This is a genomic window from Streptomyces alkaliphilus, assembly GCF_014141535.1.
Taxonomy (GTDB): domain Bacteria; phylum Actinomycetota; class Actinomycetes; order Streptomycetales; family Streptomycetaceae; genus Streptomyces; species Streptomyces alkaliphilus.
The window spans coordinates 1-2,086 of sequence record NZ_VKHT01000883.1 but is presented as its reverse complement, the minus strand read 5'-3'; the positions used below and the strand labels follow the sequence as shown (position 1 = coordinate 2,086).

Genomic DNA, 2,086 nt, shown 5'->3' with positions numbered 1-2,086 from the left:
GCCCGGGAGAACGACCACGGGGTCGTCGGCGGACCCCCCGTCGGTCGCGCGCAGAATCAGAAGGGCGCCTCGATCGGTCCCGGCCGCCAGTCGAACACCATCGGGAAAGGGGGCCAGAGCCACGATCCGCCCGTGGGCCGCCCCGGGGACGAAGGTCGTCTCGCACCGACCCGCCCGCCGGTCCCACACCTTCACGTATCCGTCGACGCCCAGTGTCGCGATCCTCCTTCCACCGGGAAGGAACCGGATGCACACCACGGCGTGACGGCGCCCCCACAACGTGTTGGTTTCGACCGGTTCCGGAAGATCCGGCAGGGGCCAGGCGTTGGCCAACCGGGCGCCCGATCCCACCGACCTCCGATCGTGTTCCGTCAAGGACTCCCGCCATTCGGGCACATCGGCCAGCCGGCTGCGCAGGACGTCCCGGAGGGAGTGACGGGGGTCGGTGGGAGCGAGCAGATGGACGGTGCGGGCGAACGCCTCGGCACGGGCGGCGGCGGCCGGGGTGGGTACCCGGGCCAGGTCGGCGGCTATGTCGACGGCGGATTCACGGGCCAGTCGCTCCTCGATCCGCCCCGGGTCGGAGGCCTCCGCTTCCGCCTCCGCCACCTGATTCGCCTGGAGCATCATCCTGATGACATGGGCCATCCAGTAGGTTCTGGCGCCGTCCGATGGCGGATCCGGACCTCGCCGACCTCGACTCACCGCTCGGTACCGGCGTCATCGGGGTGCGGAGTGGCGAAGGCCCCACGGCCTCCGTCCCCTCCCGGGCCCACGACTGCCAGCCACCGGGCAGTCAACCGGCTCACCCGCTCCTCACCGAGTTCGGCACGCAGGTAGTCCCGCAGCACGTCGTGCAGAATGACGCCCCCCTCACCGGTTTCCCGAAGGGATACCAGGGAAAGGCCCCGCAGCCTGTCGATCAACCGGTGGGCCTCTCCGGGTGGTGTTCCGGCCGTCTCCTTCCACAACAGGAGCACGAACTTCACCGGCACGGGATCGCCCTGCGGGAAGATCGACAACTCGGCGTACCTCTCGAACCCACCCGGCGGAAGGAGGTCGGTGGACGCCTTGATGGTCACTCCGACGGCACCGGCGCGCTGTCGGGGGTCGTCGATGTCGAGGACACCGACTTCGTTCAGATGGTCCACCCCCACCGGGCCACGCGCCCTCAACTCCGCGAGGACCTCCTCCGCGGTCTCCACCGGATCACGCCCCGTGGAGACCTGCTGGAAGATCAGCCTGTTGGTGAGCCTCAGGAGGAGAGCCCAATGCCCCGTGACAGCGAGCAGTTCATCCAGCAACGACGGGGGGATCAGGCCGGAGAGGTCCCGGGTCAGCACCTCCCGGGCCTGCTCCGGCTCCATGTCACCGACTTCGATTCGCGTGACCGCCTCGGTCAACAGGTGTGGATCCCGGGTGGTGATCAGACGGGTGCACCGGGAGCCTCCCCGCATGAACGGGGCCAGTTGGTCGTACTCCCACACATCGTCGAGGATCAACAGACGGCGTGGGCCGGAGTCCATCAACGCGCCCAGGCGGGAGCCGGCTTCGTCCGGGTCGGGGAACTCCACGTCACCATCGGTCAGATACCGGGCGGTCCCCGCGACCTTCGCGGCGATCGCCCGGGGCCCCCGTACCGCGCGACCGATGGTGACCATGTCGATGCCACCGGGAAACCGTCGTCGGACCCCGCGGTGGTTGGCGACCATGGTGGCCAAAATCGTCTTGCCGAAGCCACCGGCGCCACAGATCAGAACCGTGTCGGAGGGCTTGCGCCACCGCCGCCGGAGCAACGCGCGGGCAGCGGTCGAGAGCTGGTCGCGGTCCACCACCCATTCGGGGGGCGGCGGTACCCGGGAGGAGACCCGGGACCTCCATCTCCGCACACCCACTCCGAGGACCCACACGAGGACGTATCCCACCGGAAAGCCCACCCACGGATGCGCACGGAACCACTCGAGCGGGCCCGGCCAACTGTCCTGCCCCAAAGCCTGATCGAGGAGCGTGGCGGCCACCAAGGCCACCCCGGCCCCAACACCGCCAAGGATGGCCGGCCCCTGTTCCTGTCTCTTAGGCCCCTGTT

General features: G+C 69.5%; 2 protein-coding genes. Both read right to left on the bottom strand.

The annotated features are described in order from the left end of the window. Window positions 1-648 (bottom strand): WD40 repeat domain-containing protein (locus FNQ90_RS20780; protein ID WP_407699406.1); only part of this gene is annotated, 648 nt, incomplete at its 3' end. A 53-nt stretch (window positions 649-701) separates the two neighbouring features. Then, complete coding sequence (locus FNQ90_RS20775; RefSeq protein ID WP_182607750.1) at window positions 702-2,018, bottom strand: NB-ARC domain-containing protein; 1,317 nt, start codon at window positions 2,016-2,018, stop codon at window positions 702-704. Window positions 2,019-2,086 lie beyond the last annotated feature (68 nt).